The sequence below is a fragment of the Allobosea sp. FG18 genome, from assembly GCF_057809495.1.
The window spans coordinates 25,836-51,431 of record NZ_JBMDKB010000008.1; the positions used below are offsets into that span (position 1 = coordinate 25,836).

The following is a 25,596-nucleotide window of genomic DNA, read 5'->3' on the forward strand; positions in this document are numbered from 1 at the left end:
GTGGTTCCCAGCGAATCCGGCAGCCTCACACCGCCAGCGCGAAGCCGTCCTTGCGGTGGTCGGAGGCGCCGAACATCACGCCGCGCTTGTGGTCGACCCAGATCGCCTGACAGCCGCCGAGCGGCTCCTCGGACCAGACCACGTCATGGCCGCGCGCCTTCAGGTCGGCGGCGATGCTGGCGGGGATCGTCGTCTCCAGCGAGAGCTTGCCGTCATAGGCGAAGCTGCGCGGCGCATCCGAGGCCTGCTGCGGGTCGAAACCGCGGTCGAGGATGCCGGAGAGGAAATGGGCATGGCCGGTCGACTGGTACTGGCCGCCCATCACGCCGAACGGCATGATCGGCTTGCCGTCCTTGGCGAGCATGCCCGGAATGATCGTGTGGAACGGGCGCTTGCGCGGGGCGATGGCGTTGGGATGGCCCTCGATCAGGCGGAAGCCCGAGCCGCGGTTCTGCAGCATGACGCCGGCCTTCGCCGCGTAGATGCCGCTGCCGAAGGCGGAGAACAGCGAGTTGATGAAGGAGACCATGTTGCCCTGGCCGTCGACGACGCAGAGATAGATCGTGTCCTTGTGCAGGGGCATGTCGAAGACTTCGGGCGCCGCCGCCTTCTCCAGGCTGATCTGCTGGCGGATGCGGCCGACGAACTGGTCGGAGAGGAAGGCTTCCGTGTCGAAGGGGCTGACAGCCGGGTCGGCGACCAGCGCATCGCGCTGGCGGTAGGCGGCCTTGCTGGCCTCGGCGAGCAGATGGATGCGGTCGGCCTCGCCGAGCTTCCCGTCCTTCATGTCGAAGCCTTCGAGGATGCGCGCGATCAGCAGCGCCGCGATGCCCTGGCCGTTCGGCGGGCATTCCCAGAGGCGGTGGCCGCGATAATCGGCGCCGATCGGATCGACATAATCCGGCTTCGAGGCGGCGAAATCCTCGAGGCTGATCAGGCTGCCGGCCGCGTTCAGCACGGAGACCATGTCCTGAGCCAGCTCGCCCTCGTAGAAGGCCGAGCGGCCCTCGCGGGCGATGCGGCGCAGCATGTTGCCGAGCGCGGGATGGACCATCTTGTCACCGACGGCCGGGGGATTGCCGCCCGGCAGATAGACGGCATTGCCGAGGCCGTGCTTCTCGATGCGGCCACGCGCCTTGGCCCAGTCGAGCGCGACGCGCGGCGTCACCACGAAGCCTTCCTCGGCGGCGCGGATCGCGGGCGCGAAGATCTCGTCCAGGCTCTTGCTGCCATGGTCGGCGACAAGGCGGCACCAGGCGTCGATGGCGCCGGGCACCGTGACGGCGTGGGGCGAATCCGCCGCGATCGCGGTCATGCCCTGATCGAGGAACCAGCCGAGCTCGGCCTTGGCGGCCGAGCGGCCCGAGCCGTTGATCGCGACCATCTTGCCATTGGCCGGGGCATAGATCGCGAAGCAGTCGCCGCCGATACCGGTCATGTGCGGATCGACCACCGCCTGGACGGCGACGGCCGCTATTGCCGCGTCGATGGCGTTGCCGCCATTGCGCAGGATTTCGACTGCGGCCAACGTCGAGGCCGGATGCGAAGTCGCCGCCATGCCGCGATCGCCGACCGCAACCGGGCGGCCCGGCACCATGAAATCGCGAACGCCCCAGCTCATGCCCGTCTCCACCTCTGCGGCGCCATCGCTGCGCGGCACCTTGTTTCACCCAACGCTTTGGCGCGCCGGCCGGGGGCTTGGCAATCCCGCCCGACGCATGGCCGACGCCGGCTGCCCCTCGCCGCACGCAACTGTCGCGGTTGACATCCCGGCATGGAGGACTATCGCCGCGTCCGAAGGACGGGCCGGCCATGCAAGACTACATCCGCAAGATCATCGGGGCGCGCGTCTATGACGTTGCGATCGAAAGCCCGCTCGATCCGCTGCCGCGCCTGTCCGCCCGGCTCGGCGGCAGCGCGCTCCTCAAGCGCGAGGATCTGCAGCCCGTCTTCTCGTTCAAGCTGCGCGGCGCCTACAACAAGATCGCGGGTCTCTCCACGGTCGAGGCCGAGCGCGGCGTGATCTGCGCCTCCGCCGGCAATCATGCGCAGGGCGTGGCGCTGGCGGCAAAGAAGCTCGGCATCAAGGCGACCATCGTGATGCCGCGCACCACGCCGGACATCAAGGTTCAGGCGGTGCGCAGCCTCGGCGGGCGCGTCGTGCTGCATGGCGAGAGCTTCGACGAGGCCTACGGCCATGCCCGCAAGCTCGAAGCCGAGAAGGGTCTGACCTTCGTCCATCCCTATGACGACCCGGATGTCATCGCCGGCCAGGGCACGGTCGGCATGGAAATCCTGCGCCAGCATTCCGAGCCGATCGAGGCGATCTTCGTGCCGATCGGCGGCGGCGGGCTCGCGGCCGGCGTCGCGGTCTACGCCAAGTTCCTGCGGCCCGAGATCAAGGTGATCGGCGTCGAGCCGGAAGACGCCGCCTCCATGGCCGGCGCCATCGCGGCGGGCGAGCGCGTCGTGCTCGATCAGGTCGGGCTCTTCGCCGACGGCGTCGCGGTGCGGCAGGCCGGCGAGGAGACGTTCAGGCTCTGCCGCGAACTGCTCGACGAAGTCGTCACCGTCTCGACCGACGAGATCTGCGCGGCGGTGAAGGACATCTTCGAGGATACCCGCGCCATCGCCGAGCCTTCGGGCGCGGTCAGCCTCGCGGGCCTCAAGGCCTATGCGGTGCGCGAAGCGAAGCGCACCGGCGCGCTGATCGCGATCAACAGCGGCGCCAACATGAATTTCGACCGGCTGCGCCATATCGCCGAGCGGGCCGAGATCGGCGAGCATCGCGAGGCGTTGCTGGCGGTGACCATCCCGGAGAAGCCCGGCGCCTATCGTGCCTTCATCGAGTTGCTCGGCCGGCGCGCGATCACTGAATTCAACTACCGCTATTCCGATCCGAAAGCCGCGCGCATCTTCGTCGGCGTCCAGCTTTCGGAGGGCGATGCCGAGAAGCGCCAGATCATCGCGATGCTGTCCGAGCACGGCTATCCCGTACTCGACATGAGCGACAACGAGCTCGCCAAGCTGCATATCCGCTACATGGTAGGCGGCAAGGCGCCGGGGCTCGGCGACGAACTGATCTTCCGCTTCCAGTTTCCGGAGCGGCCGGGCGCACTGCTGAAGTTCCTCAACAGCCTCTCGGCCGACTGGAACATCTCGCTGTTCCACTACCGCAACCACGGCGCCGATTACGGCCGCATCCTCGCCGGCATCCAGATTCCGCCTGCCCAGCGCGGCCAGCTTGCCAAGCGGCTCGATGCGCTCGGCTATCCCTATTGGAGCGAGAGCGACAACCCGGCCTATCTCTCGTTCCTGGCGGAGATGCCGGCTCCGTGAATCCGCGTAGGATGGAAGCATGACGCTCGAACAGCTTCGCATCTTCGTCGCCGTCGCCGAGCGCGAGCACCTGACGCAGGGCGCCCGCGCCCTCAACCTCACGCAATCGGCGGTCAGTTCCGCGATCACGACGCTGGAGGCGCGCTACGCGACCAAGCTGTTCGACCGGATCGGCCGGCGGATCGCCCTGACCGAAGCCGGCAAGCTCTTCCTGATCGAGGCCCGCGCGGTACTGGCGCGGGCCGCGGCGGCGGAAGCCGTGCTCGCCGATCTCTCGGGCTTGGCGCGCGGCTCGCTCGCCCTGATGGCGAGTCAGACGGTTGCCAATTACTGGCTGCCGCCGCTGATCCAGCGCTTCCGCCGCGAGCACCCCGGCATCACCGTCTCGCTCGCGATCGGGAACACGGAGACGGTGAGTGCCGCCATCCGTGACGGCGTGGCCGATCTCGGCTTCATCGAAGGCGAGATCGACGACCCGGCTCTGGCCATGACGGCGGTGGATGAAGACGAACTCGTCATCGTCGTGCCGACCGGCCATCCCTGGACAAAGACCGTCCCCCCAGCCCAAGAGCTGTCGCAAGGTGCCTGGGTCCTGCGCGAAGCGGGCTCGGGGACGCGAGCGATGTTCGAGGCGGCACTGCCGGCATTCGGCCTCGCCGCGAACGATCTCACCGTAGCGCTGGAACTGCCGTCCAACGAGGCGATCTGCGCCGCCGTCGCCTCCGGCGCAGGCGCGACCGCGATCTCGCGGCTCGTCGCAGCCAATGCCATCGCCGCCGGGCGCCTCGCCACGGTGGCGCTGCCGCTGCCGAAGCGCCGCTTCCTCGCCTTGCGCCACAAGGAACGCTACCTCGCCAAAGCGGCGGCGGCGTTCCTCGCGCTCAGTCAGGCTGGCTGACGCTCAGGCCGCGGCGGCGGCGCCCGGCGCGGCGCGCATCAGCATGCCGAACAGATCACGGGAATCGTCGGGGTCGGCGATCAGGTCGAGATCGACATAGGTGCCGGCCTCGCGGATGCGCTCATAGACATAGCGCAGCGCCGAAAAATCCTCGATCGCGAAGCCGACCGAGTCGAACATGGTGATCTGGCTGTTATCAGTGCGACCCTGAGCCGTGCCAGCAATGACCTTCCAGAGCTCCTCGACCGGATGGTCGGCGTCGAGCTGCTGGATATCGCCCTCGATGCGGGTCTGCGGGGGATATTCGACGAAGATCGACGAGCGCAGCAGCACGTCGCGATGGATCTCGGTCTTGCCGGGGCAGTCGCCGCCGACCGCGTTGATATGGATGCCGGCGCCGACCATGTTGTCGGTCAAGATCGTCGCGTATTGCTTGTCGGCCGTGACGGTGGTGACGATCCCGGCACCCTCGACCGCTTCCATCGCGGTGGCGCAGCGGGTGATCCTGAAGCCGTGGCGCGCAAGATTGCGGGCGCATTTCTCGGTCGCGGCGGGATCGACATCGTAAAGGCGCAAGTTCTCGATACCGAGGATCGCGCGGAAGGCGAAAGCCTGGAACTCGGACTGCGCGCCATTGCCGATGATCGCCATGGTCGACGCGTTCTTCGGGGCGAGATGCTTCGCCGCCACCGCCGACATTGCCGCCGTGCGTAGCGCGGTCAGGATGGTCATCTCGGAGAGCAGGACGGGATAGCCGGTCGCGACATCCGAGAGCAGGCCGAAGGCCGTGACCGTCTGCAGGCCGGCCTTCATGTTCTTCGGGTGGCCGTTGACGTATTTGAAGCCGTAGAGCTTGCCGTCGCTGGTCGGCATCAGTTCGATCACGCCTTCGAGGCTATGCGAGGCGATGCGCGGGGTCTTGTCGAAGATTTCCCAGCGCCGGAAATCATCCTCGATGTAACCCGCGATCTCGGACAGCATCCGCTCGATACCGATCGCATGGACCAGCTTCATCATGTGGTCGACGCTGACGAAAGGCACGACGTTGAGCTGCTGAATCATGTTTCCCCGCGCTGTTCTCGTTGAAGGAGCGATTGTCCCTGTTTTCGGCGGCAGGCGATAGAAGCCAAAATGACCAGATCGGGACCAAGATTGATCGATATGGCAAAGTCATCTATCCATTTCGGACAATGGACGATCTCGACCGCAAGCTCATCACCCTGCTGCGCCATGACGGGCGCCGCAGCATCTCGGACCTCGCCGCCGATCTCGGCCTGACGCGGGCGACGGTGCGGGCGCGGCTGGAGAAGCTGGAGCAATCCGGCGAGATCATCGGCTTCACGGTGATCCTGCGCTCGGATGCGATCGACCTGCCCGTGCGCGGCATCACCATGATCGAGATCGCGGGCCAGGCGGCGGATTCGGTGATCGACGCGCTCTCCGGCTTCACCGAGGTCTCCAGCATCCACACCACCAACGGCAACTGGGACCTCGTGGTCGAGCTCGGCACCTCCGACCTGATCGCCTTCGACCAGGTGCTCCGCCGCATCCGCATGATCCCCGGCGTCACCAACAGCGAGACCAGCCTGCTGCTGGCGACGCCGCGCAGCGTCAAGGCGCGGCTCTGAGCGGACTCAACCTCCATCGTCGTCCCGGGCGTAGCGAAGCGTAGACCCGGGATCCATTCCGGAGCCTTTCCAAATGGGGTTCCGGAATGGATCCCGGATCGGCGCCGCTAACGCGGCTTGTCCGGGATGACGCCGAGGATCAGGCGAAAGTCGCCCCCACCACATGCCCACAAGAAGCGCCGCTGCATGGCGGCCATCCGCAAACGCGGCGCAGCGCCCCGTGACAGGCGCGCATCCGCCCCCTAACGTTGTGCTCCGTCGGATAAAGCGTTGGTGGCGGCCGGCGATGCATGATCGCGCAAGGCCGCCCGCTCGCGTCGGACACCCACAGTTCCCGCTCGGGGCATCGATATCCGGCCGCTTCCGGCAGGTTGTCCGCGCCCCCGAGCCAAGACTAAGGCAGGAGACCAGACCATGGCGCATGAGCTCGAATTCTACATCGACGGCCAGTGGGTGAAGCCGTCCGGCAATCGCACGCTCGGCGTGATCGATCCGTCGAACGAGGAGGTCTTCGCCACGATCGCGCTCGGCGAACAGGCCGATGTCGACAAGGCGGTCGCCGCCGCCCGCGCCGCCTTCCCGGCCTTCGCCGCGACCTCCAAGGCCGAGCGCCTGGCGCTGATGCGCCGCCTCGCCGAGGCCTACAAGAAGCGCTACGACGACATCGCCAACATCCTCTCGCGCGAGATGGGCGCGCCGAAGGAACTGGCCCACCGGGCGCAGGCCGCGAAGGGTACCGCCCATCTCGCCAAGATGATCGAGACCCTCGAGAACTTCGAGTTCGAGGAGCTGCGCGGCACCACACTCATCGCCAAGGAGCCGATCGGCGTCGTCGGCATGATCACGCCGTGGAACTGGCCGCTCAACCAGATCATGTGCAAGGTCGCGCCCGCGCTCGCCGCCGGCTGCACCATGGTGCTGAAACCCTCCGAGATCGCGCCGCTCAACGCCATCATCTTCGCCGAGGCGATGGAAGAGGCCGGCGTGCCGAAGGGCGTGTTCAACCTCGTCAACGGCGACGGCCCGACGGTCGGCGAGGCGATCTCGCGCCATCCGGGCGTCGACATGGTCTCCTTCACCGGCTCGACGCGCGCCGGCATCCTCGTCGCCAAGGCGGCGGCGGATACGGTCAAGCGCGTGCATCAGGAGCTCGGCGGCAAGTCGGCCAACATCATCCTGGACGATGCCGACCTGAAGAAGTCGGTGAAGCTCGGCGTCGAGAGCGTGATGCGCAACTCGGGCCAGTCCTGCAACGCGCCGACCCGGATGTTCGTGCCGGAGAAGCTGCATGAGGAAGCCCTCGCGATCGCCAAGCAGGTGGCCGAGCCGCTCAAGGTCGGCGCTCCCTCGGCGGACGGCGTCTTCCTCGGCCCGGTCGTCAGCGAGGCGCAGTACGAGAAGGTGCAGCGCCTGATCGAGGCCGGCATCAAGGAAGGCGCGACGCTGGTCACCGGCGGCGCCGGCCGTCCGGAAGGCCTGAACCGCGGCTATTATGTCCGCCCGACCGTGTTCGGCGGCGTCACCGACGAGATGACGATCGCCCGCGAGGAGATCTTCGGCCCCGTGCTGTCGATCCTGCCTTACAAGAGCGACGACGAAGTGGTCTCGCGCGCCAACGACACGCCCTATGGCCTGGCCGCCTATGTCCAGTCCGGCTCGCAGGAGCGCGCCCGCAAGGTCGCGGGCCAGATGCGCGCAGGCAATGTCTACATCAACTATCCGGCCTGGGACGCCGGCGCGCCCTTCGGTGGCTACAAGCAGTCCGGCAACGGCCGCGAATATGCCGATTTCGGCCTCGAGGAATTCCTCGAGATCAAGGGCACGGTCGGCTACGCCGCGGCCTGATCGGATAGACGCCTGACGACAACGAGGCCCGGTGGACGCGAAGCCACCGGGCCTTCATTTTATGTCCGTTTCAATCGATTGAGAGCTTGAGCCATGGTCAATCCGAACCGCTATGACGCGATGCGCTACAACCGCTGCGGCCGCAGCGGCTTGCAATTGCCCGCGCTCTCGCTCGGCCTCTGGCAGAATTTCGGCGAGACCGGGAGCCACGCGAACATGCGCGAGATCTGCCGCACGGCTTTCGATCTCGGCATCACTCATTTCGACCTCGCCAATAATTACGGGCCCCCGCCCGGCTCGGCCGAGACCGCTTTCGGCGAAATCCTCGGCCAGGATTTCGCCGGCTATCGCGACGAGCTCGTGATCTCGACGAAGGCCGGCTACCGGATGTGGCCCGGCCCCTATGGCGAATGGGGCAGCCGCAAATACCTGATCTCCAGCCTCGACCAGAGCCTGAAGCGGATGAAGCTCGACTATGTCGACATCTTCTATTCGCACCGCTTCGACCCGAACACGCCGCTGGAGGAGACGATGGGCGCGCTCGATTCCATCGTGCGCCAGGGCAAGGCGCTCTATGTCGGCCTGTCCTCCTACAACGCCAAGCGCACGCAGGAAGCGGTCGCGATCCTGCGCCGGCTCGGCACGCCCTGCCTGATCCACCAGCCGAGCTATTCGATGCTCAACCGCTGGATCGAGCAGGATGGCCTGCTCGACACGCTCGACGCGGAGGGCATCGGCTCGATCGTGTTCTCGCCGCTGGCGCAGGGCATGCTGACCGACAAGTACCTGAAAGGAGTGCCGGCCGGCAGCCGCGCCGACAAGAAGGCGCCCTCCTTCCGCGACGGCTTCCTCAGCGAGGCCAATCTCAAGAGCATCGCGGCGTTGAACGAGATCGCGGCGGCGCGTGGCCAGAGCCTCGCGCAGATGGCGATCGCCTGGGTGCTGCGCGGCGGGCGGGTTACTTCAGCGCTGATCGGCGCGAGCCGGCCGGAGCAGGTGACGGATTGCGTCGCGGCGCTGAAGAACCCGGAATTCGCGGCCGAGGAGCTTGCCGCGATCGACAAGCATGCCGTCGATGGCGGGATCAATATCTGGGCGGCTTCGGCGGAGCGGTAGACCGCTCCATCGCCGTCATTCCTCCTCCGGCACCACCGCGATCGGCAAGGCACTGGAACGCTTCACCTGCCCCAGCGCGAAGCTCGACTCGATCGAGGCGACGCCGTCGAGGCGGGTGAGCTTGTCCTTGAGGAAGCGCTCATAGGCCGGCAGATCGCGCACGACGATGCGCATGAGATAATCGCGCTGGCCGGTCATCAGGTAGCAATCGACCACCTCGGGCCAGCGCGCCACGGCCTGCGAGAAGCGGTCGAGCTCGTCCTCGCGCTGGCGCTCCAGCTTGATCGAGACGAAGACGCTGATCGGCAGGCCGACCTTGGTCTGGTCGATGATCGCGGCGTAGCCGGTGATGACCCCGGCCTCCTCCAGGATGCGGATCCGCCGCGCGCAGGGCGAGGCCGACAGGCCCACGCGCTCGGCCAGATCCTGCACCGAGAGGCGCGAATTGATCTGCAATTCCGCGATGATCTTGCGGTCGAGCGCATCGAGGCGCAGGCGTGCCATACCATGTCTCCGGTCCCGGCTGAGACCGCTCTATGACAGGAGAACAATCCCGCCACCACCGGCAGCTTCGCGAAGGCCGACGGCAGCGACGGCATGGCACTGGCGCTGAAAGCCCGGCCGCGCTATGCGATACCTACAATCCAACGAATGTATGGAAATCAATTTGGCGATGGCCGACAACGATGACGGGCTTCACTGGGCCGGCCGGCTCGATCCGGCAGCGGGGCCGCGCTACCTGCAGATCGTTACCCAGCTCGAACAGGCCGTCGCGAGCGGGCTGCTGCGGCCGGGCGATCGCCTCCCGCCGCAACGGCGACTGGCCGAGCATCTCGCGGTCGACCTGACCACGGTCACGCGCGCCTTCGGCGAGGCGCGCGAGCGCGGTTTGATCGATGCGGTGACCGGGCGCGGCTCCTTCATCTCGGCGCGGCAGGAGCAGGAGGGCCCGCCGCTCGATCTCAGCATGACGATCCCGCCGGCGCCGAAGGGCCTGCGGCTGGGCGAGCTGATGCAGCGCGGCATCGCCGAAATCCTGGCGCGCAGCGATGCCGACCAGTTGATGAACTATCATGGCGGCGCGGGTTCGCTGGCGGAGCGCGCGGCCGGGGCCGCATGGCTGTCGCCTCTGATGGGCGCGATCCCGCCGCAGCGCATTGCCGTGGTGCCGGGAGCGCAGACCGCGCTCAATGCCCTGCTCTCGCTATTGGCCCGGCCCGGCGACGCGGTCCTGATGGAGCCGCTGACCTATCCGGGCCTGATCGGTGCAGCGAGGCAGCGCGGGCTCGCCATCGCATCCGTGGCGACCGATGCCGATGGTCCATTGCCGGAGGCGCTCGACCAGGTTGCCGAGCGCTCCGGCGCACGGCTGTTCGCTTTGACGCCGACGCTGCAGAACCCGACATGCGTCACGGTTCCGAAAAGACGCCGGCAGGAACTCGTCGCCGTCGCACGCCAGCACGGCCTCATCCTGATCGAGGATGACCCCTACAGCTTGCTCGCCGGCGATGCGCCGGCTCCGCTGGCCGCGCTGGCGCCGGAACGGACCTGGCATGTCGCGACGCTGTCGAAGACGCTGACGCCTGGCTTGCGCACGGCCTTCGTCGTCATGCCGGAAGGAAGCGACAATGCGCCATTTCTCGCCGCGCTACGCGCAACGGCGCTGATGCCCGCGCCCCTGATGACGGCACTTGCAGCGCACTGGATCAGGATCGGCGCCGCCAAGGACTTGCTTGAGGGCGTGCGGCGCGAGGCGGCCGAGCGGCAGTCGCTGGCGCGGGGAATTCTGCCCGCCACGATGCAGAGCCACCCCCATGCCCTGCATGTCTGGCAGCCCCTCCCGCCGCATTGGAAGCGCGACAGCCTGATCGAGCGCGCCCGCCTGGCCGGGCTCGGCGTGATGGCCGCCGATGCGTTCAGCACGGGCGGCGCGGCGCCAGACGCGATCCGGATCGCGCTAGGCGCGATCCCTGAGCGAGCGCGATTGGCGGAAGCGCTCGGCCTGCTCGCCGGATTGATCCGCGACGGGCACTGAGCGCGCCGGGCCGCCTCAGTTCGAGACGACAGGCTTGTCCTGCGGCACCGGTCGGGCGAGCCGGCCTTCCTCGGCCTTGTGGAAATATTGCGAGGCGATCAGCCAGCCCTTGAGCGGCTGCAGGGGCGGGATGCAGGTCGCCAGGATCAGCGGCAATGTCGTGACCAGATGCACCCAGGTCGGCGGGTTGTAGTTCAGCTCCAGCCAGAGCGGGAAGGCCACCGCCGGAATGCAAAGGAACATCATCACGAAGAAGGCCGGGCCATCCGCGGGGTCGGCGAAGGCATAATCCAGGCCGCAATTCTCGCATTTCGGCTTCAGCTTCAGAAAGCCCTCGAACATCTTGCCCTGCCCGCAGCGCGGGCAGCGGGCGCGCAGGCCGGTCTGGAGCGGAGAGAGTGGCGGCCAGTGCTCGCCGGACATGGAATGTCTCCTCGGGACGGCGCCGTTCGTTCGGCGTCGCCCTTCAGATCGCGCCCGATGCAGACAATGTCAAGATTGTATGCATCTTAGCTGGCTGCCTGCGCGGATCGGTCGCGGGCAGCGCTCAGATATGCAGCGCGTGGCCGAGCGCCTTCATCGCCGCTTCCGGGAAGGCCTCGCCCAGCGTCGGATGGGCGTGGATCGTGCCGGCGATGTCCTGCAAGGTCGCACCCATCTCGATCGCGAGGCCGAAGGCTGCCGAGAGCTCCGAGACGCCCTGCCCCACCGCCTGGATGCCGAGCACCAGTTCGCTGCCGGCCTGCGCGACGACGCGGACGAAGCCGGCCTCGGCATGGCGGGTCATGGCGCGGCCATTCGCGGCGAAGGGGAACTGGCCGATCTTCAGCTCATGGCCGGCACGCTTGGCCTCGTCCGGCGAGAGGCCGACCGAGACGATCTCGGGATCGGTGAAGCAGATCGCCGCGATGCCGCGCTTGTCCCAGGCGCGCGGCAGGCCGGCGACGATCTCCGCCACCATTTCGCCCTGCGCCATGGCGCGATGCGCCAGCATCGGCTCGCCGGTGACGTCACCGATGGCATAGATGCCGCGCATCGCGGTCTCGCAACGCTCGCCGATGCGGATGAAGCGGCCATCCATGTCGAGCACGAGGTTTTCGAGCCCGAGGCCATCCGTGACCGGCTTGCGGCCGACCGTGACCAGGATCTTGTCGGCCGGCAGGCTGCGCTCCTTGCCGTCCGCCGTCTCAATGCGCAGGCCGTCGCCCTTGGGCGTCGGGCCGAGCGCCTTGGCTCCGGTCAGCACCTCGACGCCGAGCGCGGTCAGACGCTTGGAGATGGGGCCGGTCAGCTCCGCATCGTAGAGCGGCAGGATCTTGTCCTGCGCCTCGACGACCGTGACCTTGGCGCCGAGCTTGGCGAAAGCAGTGCCGAGTTCCAACCCGATATAGCCACCGCCGACCACGACGAGGCGCTTGGGAACCTCGGTCAGCGCCAGCGCGCCGGTCGAGGAGATCACGTTCCCGCCGAAGGGCAGGAAGGGCAGTTCGACAGGCGCCGAGCCGGTCGCGATGACGATCGCCTCGGCCTGGATCGTCTTCGGGCCGGTCTCGGTCTCGACGACCACGGTCTTGCCGTCGCGGAAGCGGGCCTTGCCATGGACGATCTTGACCTTGGCCTTGCGCAGCAGGCCGGCGACGCCGTTGTTGAGGCGCTGGACGATGCCGTCCTTCCAGACCACGGCCTGCTTCAGGTCGAGCTTCGGCTCGGCCGCGGTCAGGCCGAAGGGCGTCTTGCCGGCGGCAGCCTCGGCCGCCTTCTCGAATTCCTCAGCGACATGGATCATCGCCTTGGAGGGGATGCAGCCGACATTGAGGCAGGAACCGCCGAGCTTGGTGCTCTCGACGATGACGGTGTCGATGCCGAGCTGGCCGGCGCGGATGGCGCAGACATAGCCGCCGGGGCCGGCGCCGATGACGAGGAGCTTGCAGGTGATTTCGGTCATGGCACGCTCCTCAGATGTCCACGAAGAGCGTGGCCGGGTTCTCCAGCAGCTCCTTCAGCCGCTGCACGAAGACGGCGGCGTCCCAGCCATCGATGACGCGGTGGTCGAAGCTGGAGGAGAGGTTCATCATCTTGCGCGGCACGAAGGTGGTGCCGTCCCAGACCGGGCGCACAACCATTTTGTTGACGCCGACGATGGCGACTTCCGGATAATTGATCACCGGCGTCGTCGCGATGCCGCCGAGCGCACCGAGCGAGGTGATGGTGATGGTCGAGCCGGTCAGCTCGTCTCGCGTCGCGGTGCCGTCGCGGCCGCGCTCGGCGAGGCGGGCGAGCTCGATGCCGCAGCCCCAGAGGTCGCGCGCCTCGGCATGCTTGACCACCGGCACGATCAGGCCGGTCGGCGTCTGCGTGGCGATGCCGATATTGATCGCGGCATGCTGGCGCACGATGCCGGCCTCGTCGTCGTAGAGCGCGTTCAGCGCCGGCTGCTCGGCGAGCGCCTTGACCATGGCGCGCATCAGGAAGGGCAGCAGCGTCAGCTTCGGCCGCTCCGGCGTCGGCTTCTTGTTCAGCGTCGCGCGCAAATCCTCCAGCGGCGAGACGTTGATCTCCTCGACGATGGTGATGTGCGGGATGCGCGATTTCGACAGCGCCATCTTCTCGGCGATGCGGCGACGCAGGCCGACGACCTTGACCTCGGTGACGGCGCTCTGCTCGACAAGCCCACCGCCGCGCGCCGGCTCGGGGCCGCGCAACAGGAAGGCGTCGATATCCTGATGGGTGATACGGCCAGCGGGTCCGGTACCCTGGACCTGGCGCAGATCGACCCCGGCCTCGCGCGCCTTCAGGCGCACGGCCGGCGAAGCCAGCGGCTTCTCGCCCGGCGCACGGCGCTGGGCAGGAGCTGCGTCAGCGCGCACGGGCTTGGGAGCCGGCTGAGGCGGTGAGGCAGGCTTGGCCGCGGCAGCGGGTGCCGCGGGCTTGGCCGCCTTGGGCGGGGCCGGCGGCGCGGCTGGCTTGTCGGCCGGGGCTTCTTGCGCGCCCTCGTCCGCGACGGATTGCTCCGCCGCCGCGCCGCTCTCCCCTGCAACCTTCAACTTCACGATGGCCGAACCGATCGCGACGGTGTCACCGACCTCGGCGCCGACCCAGGTGACTTCGCCCTCGACCGGCGAGGGAATCTCCACCGTCGCCTTGTCGGTCATCACGGCGGCGAGCAGGTCGTCCTCGCGGACGATGTCGCCGACCTTGACGTGCCACTCGACGAGCTCGGCTTCCGCGATGCCCTCGCCGACATCCGGCAGCTTGATGATGCGCTCGGCCATCAGCGTGCCTCCATGATGTCGCGCAGCGCCTGTCCAAGGCGAGCGGGCCCGGGGAAATAGTCCCATTCCTGCGCATGCGGATAGGGCGTGTCCCAACCGGTGACGCGCATGACCGGCGCCTCCAGATGATAGAAGCAGTGCTCCTGCACCAGCGCCGTCAGCTCGCCGCCGAAGCCGGATGTGAGCGTCGCCTCATGCAGCACGATGCAGCGGCCGGTCTTCTGGACCGAGGCAACGATCGCCTCGAGATCGAGCGGGACGAGGGTGCGCAGGTCGATGACCTCGGCATCGATGCCGGTATCCTCGGCGGCGGCCAGCGCGACATGAACCATGGTGCCATAGGCGAGGATGGTGACGGCCGAGCCCTCGCGCCGCGTCACCGCCTTGCCGAGCGGCACGGTGTAATGGCCTTCCGGCACCTCGGAGAGCTCATGCTTCGACCAGGCCGTGACGGGCCGGTCGTGATGGCCGTCGAAGGGGCCGTTATAGAGCCGCTTCGGTTCGAGGAAGATCACCGGGTCGGGGTCCTCGATCGCCGCGATCAGCAGGCCCTTGGCGTCGTAGGGATTAGACGGAACGATCGTCTTCAGGCCGGAGACATGGGTGAAGAGCGCTTCCGGGCTCTGGCTATGGGTCTGGCCGCCGAAGATGCCGCCGCCGGTCGGCATGCGGATCACCATCGGGCAGGTGAAATCGCCGGCCGAACGGTAGCGCAGGCGGGCGGCCTCCGAGACGATCTGGTCATAGGCCGGGTACATGTAGTCGGCGAACTGGATCTCGATGCAGGGCTTGAGGCCGTAAGAGGCCATGCCGATCGCGGTGCCAACAATGCCGGCCTCGCTGATCGGCGCATCGAAGCAGCGGGACATCCCGTATTTCTGCTGCAAACCGTGAGTGCAGCGGAAGACGCCGCCGAAGAAGCCGACGTCCTCGCCGAAGACCACGACATCGTCATCGCGGCCCATGGAGACGTCCATGGCGGAGCGGATCGCCTCGATCATCGTCATCTTGGCCATGGCGTCAGACTCCGATCTGCTGGCGCTGGCGGCGCAGATGCGGCGGGAGTTCCGCATAGACGTCCTCGAAGATGTCGCGCGCCGAGGGCTTGCCCCCGGAATGCAGGGTGCCGAAGCTCTCGGCCTCCTTCTGCGCGGCGATGACGGTGGCGAGGATTTCGGCCTCTGCCTGCTTGTGGCGTTCCTCCGACCAGGCGCCGACCGCGATCAGGTGCTGCTTCAGCCGGATCAGCGGATCGCCAAGCGGCCAGTCGTCGGATTCGTGCTTGGGCCGGTAGGCGGACGGGTCGTCCGATGTGGAATGGGCACCGGCGCGATAGGTGACGTACTCGACCAGCGTCGGACCGAGATTGCGGCGGGCGCGCTCGACCGCCCATTGCGCGACGGCATAGACCGCGAGGTAGTCGTTGCCATCGACGCGCAAGGCCGGGATGCCGAAACCGAGCCCGCGCGCCGCGAAGGTGCCGGAGCCACCGCGCGCGATGCCCTGGAAGGTCGAGATCGCCCACTGGTTGTTGACGACGTTGAGGACGACCGGCGCCTTGTAGGTCGAGGCGAAGACGAGCGCCGCATGGAAATCCGATTCCGCCGTCGAGCCGTCACCGATCCAGGCGGCGGCGATGCGGGTGTCGTTCTTGATCGCCGAGGCCATCGCCCAGCCGACGGCCTGCACGTATTGGGTCGCGAGATTGCCCGAGATCGAGAAGAAGCCGTGCTCCTTGGAGGAGTACATCACCGGCAATTGCCGGCCCTTCATCGGGTCGCGCTCGTTCGAGTAGATCTGGCACATCATGTCGACGAGCGGATAGTCGTGCGCGATCAGCAGGCCGGCCTGGCGATAGGTCGGAAAGTTCATGTCGCCGGGCTGGAGCGCGATGCGGAAGGCGCAAGACACCGCCTCCTCGCCGGTGTGCTGCATGTAGAACGAGGTCTTGCCCTGGCGCTGCGCCATCTGCATGCGCCCGTCGAAGGTGCGCAGCGTCATCATGTGGCGCAGGCCGCGGATCAGGTCCTCATGCGAGAGATCGGGCACCCAAGGGCCGACCGCCTCGCCCTCGCGGTTGAGCACACGGATGATCGAATAGGCGAGGTCGCGGATATCCTTGGGATCGACATCGACCGGCGGCCGCGCCACCGAGCCCGCCTTCGGGATCACGACATGCGAGAAGTCGGGCTTCTCGCCCGGACGGCTCGCCGGTTTGGGGACATGGAACTGCAGTGGCTGGGTTGCTGCCGGCGCTTGGCCTGACTTGTCGCTGCTCATGAGCGCCTCCATCCCTGACGCCACCAGCATTTCGCCTTCGCGCGCATCCCGCAAGCGCCTGTGGCGCTCTTCAGAGATGCGGCAGGACGCACAGCCGGCCGGCGATCGTTCCCCTTGCAACCAACGCTAGCGGGGACGGTCCAGAGGTTCATTCCGAATTTGCGGGAAAGGGCGAAATCTGACAGAAGAAACTACCGCTATAGAATGAATTTTCAGAAGGATTTCCCGAAGAACAAAAAGAGCCAGAACGGTCCTGCTCTCGATCTGATCGATCGCAAGATTCTCGCTGCGTTGCGGGACGACGGGCGCCTGACCACGCAGGCACTGGCCGAAAAGGTGGGGCTTTCGCCATCTCCGTGCTGGACGCGGGTGAAGCGACTGGAGGAGTCCGGCGCGATCGAGAAATATGTCGCGCTGCTCGACCACAAGGCGCTCGGCTATAACAACGTCGTCTTCGTCGAGATCACACTCGACAAGCATGACGACAAGGTGCTCGACCAATGCGGCGAAGCGCTGAACCGGGCGCCGGAGGTGGTCGAGGCCCATCTGGTCACCGGCGAATACGATTATCTCGCCAAGGTCGTGGTCAGCGGCACCGACCATTACGAGCGCTTCCTGCGCGGAACGATCTACCGCATTCCGGGCGTACGCCAGACGCGGACGACCTTCGGGCTCAGGGCGCTGAAGCGGACGCTGTCGGTCGATCCGCTGAAAGTTGCGGGGTAAGCATTCAAACGCCGTCATGCTCGGGCTTGAGCCGAACATGACGGCCTTTATGAACGCTTCAGGCCAGCATCTCCCGCACCAGCGGCACGACCTTCTCGCCGTAGAGCCGGATGCACTCCATCGCCTTCTCATGCGCCAGCGGGCCGGCGCTGTACTTGAGCTGGAAGCGGGCGATGCCCAGCCCCTTGGCTGTCGCGGCGATCTTGCGGGCCACCGTCTCGGGCGAGCCGAGATAGAGCGAGCCGCGCGCGACCTCCTGCTCGAAATCCTCGCGGCTCATCGGCGGCCAGCCGCGCTCGGCGCCGATGCGGTCGCGGTTAGCCTTGAAGGCCGGGAAGAACTCCTCCTTGGCCTGCTCGTCGGTCGCCGCGACATAGCCGGGCGAGTGCACGCCGACCGGTTTGGCCGGCTTGCCGATCTGTCCATAGGCGCGGTGGTACAGATCCACGAACGGCTTGAAGCGCAGCGGGTCGCCGCCGATGATGGCGAGCATCATCGGCAGGTCGTAGCGCACTGCGCGGACCACCGATTCCGGACTGCCGCCGACACCGATCCAGGTCTTGAGCGGGCCGTTCTCGACCGACGGATAGACGAGCTGGTCCTTCAGCGGCGGGCGGATCGAGCCCTGCCAGGTCAAAGGCTCCTGCGGCAGCAGGCCGGCGAAGAGGTCGAGCTTCTCCTCGAACAGCTTCTCGTAGTCGCGCAGATCGAGCCCGAAGAGCGGGAAGGACTCGGTGAAGGAGCCCCGGCCGAGGATGACCTCGGCGCGCCCGTTCGAGAGCGCATCGACCGTCGAGAAGCGCTGGAAGACGCGGATCGGATCGTCCGAGCTCAACACGGTGACGGCGGAACCCAGCTTGATCCGGCTGGTGCGCGTGGCCATGCCCGCCAGCACCGTCTCCGGCGAAGAGACCGCAAAATCGGCGCGATGATGCTCACCGACACCAAAGAAGTCGATGCCGACCTGATCAGCCAGGACGGCTTCGTCGACCAGGTTGCGGATCACCTGCGCATGCGGCAGCGGCTTGCCGTCCGCCCCGTTGGTGACGTCGCCGAAGGTGTCGAGCCCGAATTCCAGTTCCTGTGCCATGATCATCCCGAGGCCGCGACGCGGCCCTCTGCCTGCCGGCCATCCCGGCCTGCGGGAGTTAGGGTCGGGATTGCCCTAGCGCAATTCTCCAGGCGTTGCCCCGCCAGCAACAGCCTGTTTGCAGGAATGCAACCGCCGCGCTTGCATCGCCCGCCCAAGCTGCCGATGCTCGGGCGCGCGGCACCATCTGCCGCCTCCGAGCCGACGCCATGATCATTCGCCAACTGGTCTATCTCGACGCGCTCGCCCGCGAAAAGCATTTCCGCCGCGCGGCCGAGGCCTGCCATGTCTCGCAGCCGACGCTCTCGGCCGCGATCGCGCAGATCGAGGAAGAGCTTGGCGTGCTGATCGTCGAGCGCGGACGGCGCTTCCAGGGCTTCACCAAGGAGGGCGAGGTCGTGCTCGCCCATGCCAGGCGCATCCTGGCCGAGGCCGAGGTGATGAAGGATTCGATCGCCGAACTGCGCGAGGGCGTCTCCGGCCGCATCCGGCTCGGCGCGATCCCGACCGCATTGCCGATGATCGCCCATATCACCGCGCCATTCTCGGATCGCTATCCGGCGGTGTCGCTGACCGTGCTCTCGCTGACCTCGCAGGAGATCCAGGAGGGCATCGACAATTTCGAGCTCGATGTGGGGCTGACCTATCTCGACAACGAACCGCTCGACCGGGTGATCTCGAAGCCGATCTATCAGGAAGCCTATGTGCTGCTGACGCGCGAGGACGGGCCGTTCGGCGATCGCGACACCATCACCTGGGTCGAGGCGGCCGAGCAGAAGCTCTGCCTGCTGACCAGCGACATGCAGAACCGGCGGATCATCGACGGCATCTTCCGCTCGGTCGGCACGGCGCCGCGCCCGGTCATCGAGACCAATTCGATCTTCAACCTGTGCTCCCATGCCGGCATCCAGGGCGTCGCCAGCATCGTCTCGCTGCAGTTGCTGGAGTTCTTCGGCGTGCCGCTCGGTACCCGGGCGCTGTCGCTGGTCGAGCCGGAAGCGCAGCGCACGATCGGGCTGATCGTGGCGGATCGGCAGCCGGTGGCGCCGCTCGCGCGCAACCTCCTGATGATGACGAAGCCAGTGACTGACGCCGGGCTGCCTCGGCGACCCATCATACGATAGCCTTCGCCTATCGTCGTAGAAGCGCCGCAGCATTGTGCAGCGCAAAATGGGCACTTCGTGCAACTTTCAGAGCAGCGCCAGCCGTTGCTGGAGGAATAGCGACCTCACATCGCGCGGATTGATAGCTGCAGACTATCATGCAGTTGAAAGAATCGATTTGAAATCATTCCAGTTTCGACCACCCTTCCCTTAACGAACGTCCGGCGAACCGGGCCTATGGAGGAAAGATGGCGGGTTATCCGGCCTGGGATCAGGACAGCGCACGCATGATCGTCGCCGGTTTGGCGCATCTCGAAGGCGCGACGCTGCCGATGCTGCACGCCCTTCAGGACGAGTTCGGCTATGTCGACCCGCAGGCCGTGCCTTTGATCGCGGACGTGTTGAACCTGTCGCGCGCCGAGGTTCATGGCGCGATCTCCTTCTATCATGACTTCAAGACCGCCCCGCAGCCGGCGCGCATTATCAAGCTCTGCCGGGCGGAGGCCTGCCAGGCACTGGGCTGCGAAAGCGTCGTCGCCCAGCTCGCCCACACGTATGGTATCGCCGTCGGCGATCACCATGCGGGCGACGCCATCGTCGAAACGGTGTATTGTCTTGGCAATTGCGCGCTCGGGCCGTCCGCCCTGGTCGATGGCGAATTGATCGGGCGCGTCGATGCCGCCCGCATCGCCGGGCTCTGCCAGCACGGAAAGGCGCATTCATGAGCGCCACCCCGGTTCGCATCTTCGTCCCCATCGACGCCGCCGCCCTCTCGGTCGGCGCGGAAGCCGTCGCGCAGGCCGTTGCCAGCGAAGCCATGGCGCGCGGACTTGCCGTCGAGATCATCCGCAACGGCTCGCGCGGCATGCTCTGGCTGGAACCGCTGGTCGAGGTCGAGACGACGGAGGGCCGCATCGCCTACGGGCCGGTCGCGGCCAAGGACGTACCCTCGCTCTTCGACGCCGGCCTCGTCTCGGGCGGAGCCCATCCCTTGCGCCTCGGCAAGACCGAGGAACTCGACTGGATGAAGCGCCAGCAGCGTCTCACCTTCGAGCGCGTCGGCATCACCGACCCGCTCTCCATCGCCGATTACCGGGCGCTCGGCGGCTTCAAGGGGCTGGAGAAGGCGCTGGCCCTGACCGGCGGCGAAATCGTCGAGGCGGTGAAGGCATCGGGCCTGCGCGGGCGCGGCGGCGCCGGCTTCCCGACTGGGATCAAGTGGAAGACGGTCCACGACGCCAAGGCGGAGCAGAAATACATCGTCTGCAATGCCGACGAGGGCGACAGCGGCACCTTCGCCGACCGCATGCTGTTCGAAGGCGACCCCTATCTCGTGATCGAGGGCATGACTATCGCAGCCGTCGCCGTTGGTGCGACACGCGGCTACATCTATCTGCGCTCGGAATACCCGCATGCCCATGGCACGCTGCAACGCGCGATCCTGAAGGCGGAAGCCGCCGGATTGATTGGCGCTTCGGTGCTGGGCTCGGAGCACGCCTTCCATCTCGAAGTCAGGCTCGGCGCCGGCGCCTATATCTGCGGCGAGGAGACCTCGCTGCTCGAAAGCCTCGAAGGCAAGCGCGCCGTCGTCCGGGCCAAGCCGCCGCTGCCGGCGCTGCAGGGGCTCTTCGGCAAGCCGACCGTCGTCAACAACGTGCTCTCCTTCGCCGCCGTACCCTGGATCATGGATCATGGCGCGCAGGCCTATGCGGATTACGGCATGGGTCGCTCGCGCGGCACGCTGCCGGTCCAGCTCGGCGGCAATGTCAAGCGCGGCGGGCTGATCGAGCTCGCCTTCGGTATCTCCTTGCGCGAGATCATCGAGGACATGGGCGGCGGCACGCTCTCGGGACGGCCGATCAGGGCCGTGCAGGTCGGTGGGCCGCTCGGCGCCTATCTGACCGCCGAACAGCTCGACGTGCAGATGGATTACGAGGCGCTCGCGGCCATGCGCGCGATGCTCGGCCATGGCGGCATCGTCGTGTTCGACGACAGCGTCGACATGGCCAAGCAGGCGCGCTTCGCCTTCGAATTCTGCGCCAAGGAAAGCTGCGGCAAGTGCACGCCCTGCCGCATCGGCGCGACGCGCGGCGTCGAGGTGATGGACCGCATCATGGCCGGTGCCGAGGTGCCGAAGAACATCGCCGTGCTGCGCGATCTCTCGAAGCTGATGACCGACGCCTCGCTCTGCGCGATGGGCGGGCTGACCCCGATGCCGGTGCTGAGCGCGCTCAATCATTTTCCCGAGGATTTCGACCGTCCTCCGCTGCCGCTGGCGGCCGAGTGAGGAGGCTGAGATGAGCCTGATCAAGGAAATCGACTACGGCACGCCGATCCGGCTCTCCGAGAAGACGGTGACGCTGAGCATCGACGGCCAGAGCGTCACGGTCCCGGCCGGCACCTCCGTGATGGCCGCCGCCATGAGCCTTGGCACCAAGATCCCCAAGCTCTGCGCTACCGACTCGCTCGAGCCCTTCGGCTCCTGCCGACTCTGCCTCGTCGAGATCGAGGGACGGCGCGGCACGCCGGCCTCCTGCACCACGCCGGCCGAAGAGGGGATGATTGTCCGCACCCAGTCGGAGAACCTGTCCGGCCTGCGCAAGGGCGTGATGGAGCTCTATATCTCCGACCATCCGCTGGACTGCCTGACCTGCTCGGCCAATGGCGATTGCGAATTGCAGGACATGGCCGGCGCCGTGGGCCTGCGCGAGGTGCGCTATGGCTACGAGGGCGAGAACCACGTCTTCGCCAAGGGGGCAGACGGGCTCGCCAACGAGAACTGGCTCGCGAAGGATACCTCGAACCCCTATTTCACCTACGACCCGTCGAAATGCATCGTCTGCAATCGCTGCGTTCGGGCCTGCGAGGAGGTGCAGGGCACCTTCGCGCTGACGATCACCGGCCGCGGGTTCGACTCGCGCGTCGCAGCGGGGCCGACCGATTTCCTCGGTTCCGAATGCGTCTCCTGCGGCGCCTGCGTGCAGGCCTGCCCGACAGCGACGCTGATGGAGAACAAGGTCATCGAGCACGGCCAGCCCGAGCATTCGGTGATCACGACCTGCGCCTATTGCGGCGTCGGCTGCTCGTTCAAGGCGGAGATGCAGGGCGACCGCGTCATCCGCATGGTGCCCTACAAGGACGGCAAGGCCAACGAGGGCCATAGCTGCGTGAAGGGCCGCTTCGCCTGGGGCTATGCGACCCACAAGGACCGCATGACCAAGCCGATGATCCGGGCGAAGATCACGGACCCGTGGCGCGAAGTGTCATGGGAAGAGGCGATCAACTACGCGGCTTCCGAGTTCAAGCGCATTCAGGCCAAGTACGGCCGTGAATCGGTCGGCGCGATCACCTCGTCGCGCTGCACCAACGAGGAGGTTTTCCTCGTCCAGAAGCTGGTGCGCGCCGCCTTCCGCAACAACAATGTCGATACCTGCGCCCGCGTCTGCCATTCGCCGACCGGCTATGGCCTCAGGACGACGCTCGGCACCTCGGCCGGCACGCAGGACTTCAAGTCCGTCGCCAAATCCGACGTCATCCTGATCATCGGCGCCAATCCGACCGATGGCCACCCGGTCTTCGCCTCGCGGATGAAGAAGCGCATCCGCGAGGGCGCCCGCCTGATCGTCGCCGACCCCCGCAAGATCGACATGGTGCAGTCGCCGCATATCAAGGCGGACTACCACCTGCCGCTGCGGCCCGGCACCAATGTCGCGCTGCTCAATGCGCTCAGCCATGTCGTCGTCACCGAAGGGCTGATCGACGAGGCCTATGTGCGCGAGCGCTGCGATCTCGGCGATTTCGAGCACTGGGCCCGCTTCGTCGCCCGCGAGGAGAATTCTCCGGAAGCGAGCGAGCCCTATACCGGCGTGCCGGCGGCGGATGTGCGCGCCGCGGCGCGGCTCTATGCCACCGGCGGCAATGGCGCGATCTATTACGGGCTTGGCGTCACCGAGCACAGCCAGGGCTCGACCACGGTGATGGCGATGGCGAACCTCGCCATGGCGACCGGCAATATCGGGCGCGACGGCGTCGGCATCAATCCGCTGCGCGGGCAGAACAATGTCCAGGGCTCCTGTGACATGGGTTCCTTCCCGCATGAATTCTCGGGCTATCGCCACGTCTCCGACGATTCGACCCGGCAGGTCTTCGAGATGCTATGGGGCGTACCGCTCGATCCCGAACAGGGCCTGCGCATCAACAACATGCTGGACGAGGCGGTCGAGGGCACGTTCAAGGGGCTCTATGTCCAGGGCGAGGACATCGCCCAGTCCGATCCCAACACCAAGCATGTCACGGCGGGCCTGGCCGCGATGGAATGCGTCGTCATTCAGGACATCTTCCTGAACGAGACGGCGAAATACGCCCATGTCTTCCTGCCCGGCGCCTCCTTCCTGGAAAAGGACGGCACCTTCACCAATGCCGAGCGGCGCATCAACCGCGTGCGACAGGTCATGGCGCCGCTCTCCGGGAAGGACGAGTGGCAGGTCACGATCGAGCTGGCGCGGGCGCTCGGCTACGAGATGGGCTACAGCCACCCCAGCGAGATCATGGACGAGATCGCGCGGCTGACGCCGAGCTTCGCCGGCGTCTCCTATGACAAGCTGGAGAAGCTCGGCTCCGTGCAGTGGCCCTGCAACGACAAGGCGCCGACCGGCACGCCCCTGATGCATGTCGACCGCTTCGTGCGCGGCAAGGGCAAGTTCATGATCACGGAATATGTCCCGACCGACGAGCGGACGGGGCCGCGCTTCCCGCTGCTGCTCACGACCGGCCGCATCCTCTCGCAATACAATGTCGGCGCGCAGACCCGGCGCACCGAGAATGGCGCCTGGCATGACGAGGACGTGCTGGAGATCCACCCCTTCGACGCCGAGAGCCGCGGGATCCGCGACGGCGACCTCGTCGCGCTCGCCAGCCGCTCGGGCGATATCGCGCTCCGGGCCGTGATTTCCGAGCGGATGCAGCCGGGCGTGGTCTACACCACCTTCCACCACGCCAAGACCGGCGCCAACGTCATCACCACCGACTATTCGGACTGGGCGACGAACTGCCCGGAATACAAGGTCACCGCTGTCGACGTCCGGCGCACCAACGCCTATTCCGCCTGGCAGGAGAAGAATTTCGAGGAGGACGTGACCTTGCGCCGGATCGCGGAGCGGCTGCCCGATGCCGCGGAATAATCCACCGGCCCAGCCGCCGGCCTCCGCCGCGGTCACGGCTGAGCCGCTGCGCTTCGGCGCCGCGCGGGATGACGCACGCGAGATCGAGGTCGCGGTCGAGACTCCCATCAACATCGTCTACGGCAACATGCCCTATGCGGTGATGATGGCGAGCCCGTCGGACCTGGAGGATTTCGTCACAGGCTTCAGCCTGACCGAGGGCATCGTGCGCGGCGCAGGCGAGATCCGCAGCATCGCCGTCGAGCCCAAGGACGAGGGTGTCATCGTCACGATCGAGCTTGCGCCCGGCCGCTTCCGCGAGCATCTGGCGCGGCGGCGCAATCTCTCGGGCCGGACCTCCTGCGGGCTCTGCGGTGTCGAGACCATCGAGGAAATCCCGATGGCCGATGCGGCGACGCGGGCTTCGCGCGCCATCTCCGCCGCGGCGATCGAGACAGCACTCGCCGCGCTCGACAAGCACCAGCCGCTGAACCAGCTCACCCGCGCCGTTCATGGCGCCGCATGGTGCGATGCCTCGGGCGCGATCCTGGCCGTGCGCGAGGATGTCGGCCGGCATAACGCCCTCGACAAGCTGATCGGCGCCCGCTTACGCGCCGGAGCAGATGCAAACGAGGGCTTCCTGCTCGTCACCAGCCGCGCCTCCTTCGAGATGGTCGAGAAGGCGGCGATCTTCGGCGCCGGCACGCTGGTCGCGATATCCGCGCCGACCTCGCTCGCGATCGAGCGGGCTCGGCATCTCGGCCTGACGCTCGCGGCGGTCGCGCGGCGCGACGGCTGCATCGTCTTCACCGGTGCGCTGGCGCCCGAATCCGAGACCATCGCCCGATGACGGAGGCCGGCCTGACCACCGATCACCACGCTGAAAACGTCGAGAAGCTCCGGCGCATGGCCGGGCAGATCGTCGATTTCTTCAAGGCCTATCCCGAGGCGGAAGCGGCCGCTTCCGTCGCCGACCACATCAATCAGTTCTGGACCGGACGCATGCGCGGGGATTTCCTCGCCGCTTTCGCCAACCGGCCCGAAGACCTCCCGCCCCTGCTGCGGCATGCCCTGCCGCAGATCAAGCCGGGGCGCGGAGGTTAGC

The 25,596-nt window shown here is 67.0% G+C and carries 22 protein-coding genes; 13 read left to right on the forward strand and 9 right to left on the reverse strand.

The window, feature by feature from the left end; all coding sequences use genetic code 11:
- Nucleotides 1-25 precede the first annotated feature (25 nt).
- Nucleotides 26-1,621: a gamma-glutamyltransferase gene (gene ggt, locus ACODTJ_RS10860; protein ID WP_454658429.1), complete on the reverse strand. Its 1,596-nt coding sequence runs from the start codon at nt 1,619-1,621 to the stop codon at nt 26-28.
- Between the two features lie 191 nt (nt 1,622-1,812).
- Here ggt and ilvA point away from each other — a divergent pair, with 191 nt between their 5' ends.
- Nucleotides 1,813-3,339, forward strand: coding sequence for a threonine ammonia-lyase, biosynthetic (ilvA, locus tag ACODTJ_RS10865; protein ID WP_454658430.1), 1,527 nt, complete (start codon nt 1,813-1,815; stop codon nt 3,337-3,339).
- A 19-nt stretch (nt 3,340-3,358) separates the two neighbouring features.
- The gene (locus ACODTJ_RS10870) at nt 3,359-4,237 is read left to right on the forward strand and encodes a LysR family transcriptional regulator (protein WP_454658431.1); all 879 of its coding nucleotides are present in this window, start codon (nt 3,359-3,361) and stop codon (nt 4,235-4,237) included.
- Nucleotides 4,238-4,240: 3 nt separating this feature from the next.
- On the opposite strand, the gene ocd is transcribed toward ACODTJ_RS10870, so the two are convergent.
- Complete coding sequence (ocd, locus tag ACODTJ_RS10875; protein WP_454658432.1) at nt 4,241-5,299, reverse strand: ornithine cyclodeaminase; 1,059 nt, start codon at nt 5,297-5,299, stop codon at nt 4,241-4,243.
- A gap of 128 nt (nt 5,300-5,427) precedes the next feature.
- Here ocd and ACODTJ_RS10880 point away from each other — a divergent pair, with 128 nt between their 5' ends.
- The 3 genes from ACODTJ_RS10880 to mgrA all read left to right on the forward strand — a co-directional run bounded on the left by ACODTJ_RS10880 (nt 5,428) and on the right by mgrA (nt 8,826).
- The gene (locus ACODTJ_RS10880) at nt 5,428-5,865 is read left to right on the forward strand and encodes an Lrp/AsnC family transcriptional regulator (protein ID WP_293799244.1); all 438 of its coding nucleotides are present in this window, start codon (nt 5,428-5,430) and stop codon (nt 5,863-5,865) included.
- Nucleotides 5,866-6,279: 414 nt separating this feature from the next.
- Complete coding sequence (locus ACODTJ_RS10885; RefSeq protein ID WP_488848696.1) at nt 6,280-7,710, forward strand: aldehyde dehydrogenase family protein; 1,431 nt, start codon at nt 6,280-6,282, stop codon at nt 7,708-7,710.
- 93 nt (nt 7,711-7,803) lie between these two features.
- Entirely contained in the window at nt 7,804-8,826 is a 1,023-nt protein-coding gene (mgrA, locus tag ACODTJ_RS10890) for an L-glyceraldehyde 3-phosphate reductase (protein WP_488848698.1), read from the forward strand.
- Between the two features lie 15 nt (nt 8,827-8,841).
- Here mgrA and ACODTJ_RS10895 read toward each other — a convergent pair whose 3' ends face one another.
- Nucleotides 8,842-9,330, reverse strand: a complete 489-nt coding sequence (locus ACODTJ_RS10895) for an Lrp/AsnC family transcriptional regulator (RefSeq protein ID WP_488848700.1) — start codon at nt 9,328-9,330, stop codon at nt 8,842-8,844.
- 169 nt (nt 9,331-9,499) lie between these two features.
- On the opposite strand from ACODTJ_RS10895, the gene ACODTJ_RS10900 reads away from it, so the two are divergent.
- A complete protein-coding gene (locus tag ACODTJ_RS10900) occupies nt 9,500-10,861 on the forward strand; it encodes an aminotransferase-like domain-containing protein (RefSeq protein WP_488848702.1) in 1,362 nt (453 codons plus the stop codon).
- 15 nt (nt 10,862-10,876) lie between these two features.
- On the opposite strand, the gene ACODTJ_RS10905 is transcribed toward ACODTJ_RS10900, so the two are convergent.
- From ACODTJ_RS10905 to ACODTJ_RS10925, 5 genes are all read right to left on the reverse strand, one after another.
- Nucleotides 10,877-11,284 carry a DUF983 domain-containing protein gene (locus ACODTJ_RS10905; RefSeq protein WP_488848703.1) on the reverse strand — a complete coding sequence of 136 codons (408 nt, stop codon included), beginning with the start codon at nt 11,282-11,284 and terminating at the stop codon, nt 10,877-10,879.
- A 124-nt stretch (nt 11,285-11,408) separates the two neighbouring features.
- Nucleotides 11,409-12,806, reverse strand: a complete 1,398-nt coding sequence (lpdA, locus tag ACODTJ_RS10910; protein ID WP_488848705.1) for a dihydrolipoyl dehydrogenase — start codon at nt 12,804-12,806, stop codon at nt 11,409-11,411.
- A 10-nt stretch (nt 12,807-12,816) separates the two neighbouring features.
- A complete protein-coding gene (locus tag ACODTJ_RS10915; protein WP_488848708.1) occupies nt 12,817-14,133 on the reverse strand; it encodes a dihydrolipoamide acetyltransferase family protein in 1,317 nt (438 codons plus the stop codon).
- A complete protein-coding gene (locus tag ACODTJ_RS10920) occupies nt 14,133-15,149 on the reverse strand; it encodes an alpha-ketoacid dehydrogenase subunit beta (protein WP_488848711.1) in 1,017 nt (338 codons plus the stop codon). Before ACODTJ_RS10920 ends, ACODTJ_RS10915 begins: the two co-directional genes overlap by 1 nt.
- 4 nt (nt 15,150-15,153) lie before the next feature.
- Nucleotides 15,154-16,413 carry a 3-methyl-2-oxobutanoate dehydrogenase (2-methylpropanoyl-transferring) subunit alpha gene (locus ACODTJ_RS10925; RefSeq protein ID WP_091858827.1) on the reverse strand — a complete coding sequence of 420 codons (1,260 nt, stop codon included), beginning with the start codon at nt 16,411-16,413 and terminating at the stop codon, nt 15,154-15,156.
- Nucleotides 16,414-16,617: 204 nt separating this feature from the next.
- Here ACODTJ_RS10925 and ACODTJ_RS10930 point away from each other — a divergent pair, with 204 nt between their 5' ends.
- Complete coding sequence (locus tag ACODTJ_RS10930) at nt 16,618-17,139, forward strand: Lrp/AsnC family transcriptional regulator (protein ID WP_488848713.1); 522 nt, start codon at nt 16,618-16,620, stop codon at nt 17,137-17,139.
- A gap of 58 nt (nt 17,140-17,197) precedes the next feature.
- On the opposite strand, the gene ACODTJ_RS10935 is transcribed toward ACODTJ_RS10930, so the two are convergent.
- On the reverse strand, nt 17,198-18,229 hold the full coding sequence (locus ACODTJ_RS10935) for an LLM class flavin-dependent oxidoreductase (protein ID WP_488848716.1): 1,032 nt from the start codon (nt 18,227-18,229) through the stop codon (nt 17,198-17,200).
- Between the two features lie 209 nt (nt 18,230-18,438).
- Here ACODTJ_RS10935 and ACODTJ_RS10940 point away from each other — a divergent pair, with 209 nt between their 5' ends.
- The 6 genes from ACODTJ_RS10940 to ACODTJ_RS10965 all read left to right on the forward strand — a co-directional run bounded on the left by ACODTJ_RS10940 (nt 18,439) and on the right by ACODTJ_RS10965 (nt 25,595).
- Nucleotides 18,439-19,353 (forward strand): LysR family transcriptional regulator, encoded by a 915-nt coding sequence (locus tag ACODTJ_RS10940; protein ID WP_488848717.1) that lies wholly within the window; start codon nt 18,439-18,441, stop codon nt 19,351-19,353.
- 227 nt (nt 19,354-19,580) lie between these two features.
- On the forward strand, nt 19,581-20,057 hold the full coding sequence (locus ACODTJ_RS10945; RefSeq protein ID WP_488848719.1) for an NAD(P)H-dependent oxidoreductase subunit E: 477 nt from the start codon (nt 19,581-19,583) through the stop codon (nt 20,055-20,057).
- Nucleotides 20,054-21,619, forward strand: a complete 1,566-nt coding sequence (locus ACODTJ_RS10950) for a formate dehydrogenase beta subunit (protein WP_488848721.1) — start codon at nt 20,054-20,056, stop codon at nt 21,617-21,619. Before ACODTJ_RS10945 ends, ACODTJ_RS10950 begins: the two co-directional genes overlap by 4 nt.
- Nucleotides 21,620-21,629: 10 nt before the next feature.
- Nucleotides 21,630-24,512, forward strand: a complete 2,883-nt coding sequence (gene fdhF, locus ACODTJ_RS10955; RefSeq protein ID WP_488848723.1) for a formate dehydrogenase subunit alpha — start codon at nt 21,630-21,632, stop codon at nt 24,510-24,512.
- Entirely contained in the window at nt 24,499-25,341 is an 843-nt protein-coding gene (gene fdhD, locus ACODTJ_RS10960; protein ID WP_488848725.1) for a formate dehydrogenase accessory sulfurtransferase FdhD, read from the forward strand. The genes fdhF and fdhD overlap by 14 nt, the downstream gene beginning before the upstream one ends.
- Nucleotides 25,338-25,595 carry a formate dehydrogenase subunit delta gene (locus tag ACODTJ_RS10965; protein WP_488848727.1) on the forward strand — a complete coding sequence of 86 codons (258 nt, stop codon included), beginning with the start codon at nt 25,338-25,340 and terminating at the stop codon, nt 25,593-25,595. The genes fdhD and ACODTJ_RS10965 overlap by 4 nt, the downstream gene beginning before the upstream one ends.
- Nucleotide 25,596: the final 1 nt, after the last annotated feature.